This is a genomic window from Microbacterium sp. (assembly GCF_031988965.1).
Taxonomy (GTDB): Bacteria; Actinomycetota; Actinomycetes; order Actinomycetales; family Microbacteriaceae; genus Microbacterium.
Map to the genome: position 1 here is coordinate 1 of NZ_DALZXX010000241.1, position 2,570 is coordinate 2,570.

Consider the following 2,570-nt stretch of genomic DNA (forward strand, 5'->3'; position numbering starts at 1 on the left):
CCGACTTCGGGAACGCGTCCCAGGCGCGGCGCGCGGCCGGCACGGCATCCAAGGCCGCCGCCAGCTCGGGCGGTTCGATGCCTGCCTCGGGACCGTCGAGCATCGTCCATGAGCCGTCGGCCTTCGCGGCGTCGAGCACGCGGATGCCGGCCGGTGCGAGCAACCCGGCGGCCTCGAGATCGACCAGCCGCGCCTTGTTGGTCGCCGCCCAGCCGCTGCCGCGGCGCCGCGGCGAGAACCATTGCCCCACGGTCTGATCGTCGAAGGTGCGCACGGGGCCGTCGATCCAGCCGAAGCACAGCGCCTGCCGCACGGCATCGTCATAGCCGACGCCGCCGACGTCCTTGCCGCGCACGCTCAGAAGCCAGACTCCCGCGGTGCGCTCATGATGCTCCTCGAGCCAGGCGCGCCACGCCGCCGCATCCGCTGCGACGACCCGCTCACCCTCGTCGAGTGCCCCCATGTCAGTCCTCGTCGAGCGTCGGGATCGAGGCGGTGACGGTGGGCAGCAGATCGGCGACCGAGTCGACGATCTCGTCGGGGCGGAACGGGTACTTCTCGACCTCGGCCTCGTCGCTGATGCCCGTCATCACGAGCACCGTGTGCAGGCCCGCCTCGATGCCGGCGATGATGTCGGTGTCCATGCGGTCGCCGATCATGCCCGTCTTCTTCGAGTGCGCGCCGATCTTGTTCAGCGCCGAACGGAACATCATCGGGTTCGGCTTGCCGACGACGTAGGGCTCCTTGCCCGTGGCCTTGGTGATCAGGGCCGCGATCGCTCCGGTGGCCGGCATCACGCCGTCGGACGACGGGCCGGTGGCGTCCGGGTTCGTGACGATGAAACGCGCACCCTTGATGATGAGACGGATCGCCTTGGTGATCGCCTCGAACGAGTAGTTGCGGGTCTCGCCGACGACCACGAAGTCGGGGTTCGTCTCGGTCATGATGAACCCGGCCTCGTGCAGCGCGGTGAGGATGCCGGCCTCTCCGATCACGAAGGCCGAGCCGCCGGGCAGCTGCTGGGCGAGGAAGTCGGCGGTCGCGAGAGCAGAGGTCCAGATCCGCTCCTCGGGCACGGTCAGGCCGCTGGCCCGCAGCCGGGCCGAGAGGTCGCGCGCCGTGAAGATCGAGTTGTTCGTGAGCACCAGGTACGGGATCTCGTTCTGCTCCCACCCGGCCAGCAGCTCGGCGGCTCCGGGGATGGCGTCGTTCTCATGGACGAGCACGCCGTCCATGTCGGTGAGCCAGCATTCGATGTCATCGCGGTGTGCCATGTGCTCAGCCTATTGGCCCGCGGTGACGGGCAGGTGACAGGTTCGGACGAGGTTCTCAGGCGCTGAGCCAGACGACCTCTGCCGCGCCATCGGGGAGGTCGATCGGGGTGCCGTCCAACGCGATGCCTGATGCGGTGGTGGCCACGGTCGCCGCGACGATCACCCCTGCCGCCTCCAGGGCGCGCAGCAGCTCGGGGTCGCGGTCGTCGACGCGCAGCACGCGACCGACATGCCCGGTCGGGGCGTCGGCGAGCAGCACGAAGGGCTCTCGCTCGACGGCTCCCGTGGCATCCGGGATCGCATCGCCGTGCGGGTCGAAGCGGGGTCGTCCGAGGCGCGCGTCGATGCCCTCGAGCAGCCGGTCGCTGATGGTGTGCTCGAGCACCTCGGCCTCGTCGTGCACTTCGTGCCACCCGTAGTCGAACTCCTGCACGAGCCAGGTCTCGATCAGGCGGTGGCGCCGCACCATCGCGAGAGCGCGCTGCGTTCCGGCATCCGTCAGACGCACCGCGCCGTAGGGCACGTGCGAGACGAGTCCGGCGGCGGCGAGCTTCTTCACCATCTCGGTCACCGACGAGGGAGCGATGCCGAGCTTCGCGGCGAGCACCGAGGGGGTGATCGGCGCATCCTGCCATTCGGTGTGCGCGTAGACGGTCTTGAGGTAGTCGTCTGCTGCCGGGGATGCCACGGGTCCAGCCTAGATCAGGCGTCGCCCTGCTTATGGGTTGGCGACCTCGACCAGGAGGCCGAACGCGACCTGCCCCGCGAAGAACACGATGAGGAACCCGAGCAGAGCCGCGAAGAGCGACAGGCGACCGTCGAATCCCTCGATCTCGGCGATGCCGATCCTGCGCGCACGGAAGGCGAGGATCAGCGTGGCGATTCCGAGCGCGAGCTGCACCCACGGCCCGCCGACAGGCAGCACGGTCGGGAACGCGACGAGGAGCCCGCCGATCACGCCGGTCGCGATTCCGATCCAGGTGAGGATGCGGACGGTGCGGCGCGCGGGTTCGGCTGACATGACTTCGAGCCTAATCGCCGGCGTCGCCTGTGAATCGTCTCAATCGGCGGGGATTCCTTGACGGGCACGGCTCGTGCGGGTAGCTTCGACCGGGCACGGGAAAACGCTATCCGAGCGGGCTTCGGGCCCAGAGAAGGATTTCGACGATGAATATCCGACACCATTCGTTCCGCGCTGCCGTGGCGGTCACGGCCGTGGGCTGCCTCCTCGTCGGGGGCGCGCAGAGCGCGGGAGCCGTGACCTCCGGCCCTGCGACCGGCTCGGCGCCCACCGGG

4 protein-coding genes are annotated in these 2,570 nt (G+C 69.5%); all 4 read right to left on the minus strand.

What is annotated here, in order from left to right; all coding sequences use genetic code 11:
• Positions 1-463, minus strand: a 463-nt coding sequence (locus RTM68_RS18220) for a hypothetical protein (RefSeq protein ID WP_312173698.1), incomplete at its 3' end; no start/stop codon positions are given.
• A 1-nt stretch (position 464) separates the two neighbouring features.
• Positions 465-1,274, minus strand: coding sequence for an HAD-IIA family hydrolase (locus RTM68_RS18225; RefSeq protein ID WP_312173700.1), 810 nt, complete (start codon positions 1,272-1,274; stop codon positions 465-467).
• A 55-nt stretch (positions 1,275-1,329) separates the two neighbouring features.
• Complete coding sequence (locus tag RTM68_RS18230; RefSeq protein WP_312173701.1) at positions 1,330-1,962, minus strand: metal-dependent transcriptional regulator; 633 nt, start codon at positions 1,960-1,962, stop codon at positions 1,330-1,332.
• A gap of 30 nt (positions 1,963-1,992) precedes the next feature.
• Positions 1,993-2,295, minus strand: a complete 303-nt coding sequence (locus tag RTM68_RS18235; RefSeq protein WP_312173702.1) for a hypothetical protein — start codon at positions 2,293-2,295, stop codon at positions 1,993-1,995.
• Positions 2,296-2,570: the final 275 nt, after the last annotated feature.

Bases quoted from the DNA above. Each gene is read 5' to 3' on its own strand.
- RTM68_RS18235 (WP_312173702.1), bottom strand. From the start codon at position 2,295: ATGTCAGCCGAACCCGCGCGCCGCACCGTCCGCATCCTCACCTGGATC.
- RTM68_RS18225 (WP_312173700.1), bottom strand. From the start codon at position 1,274: ATGGCACACCGCGATGACATCGAATGCTGGCTCACCGACATGGACGGC.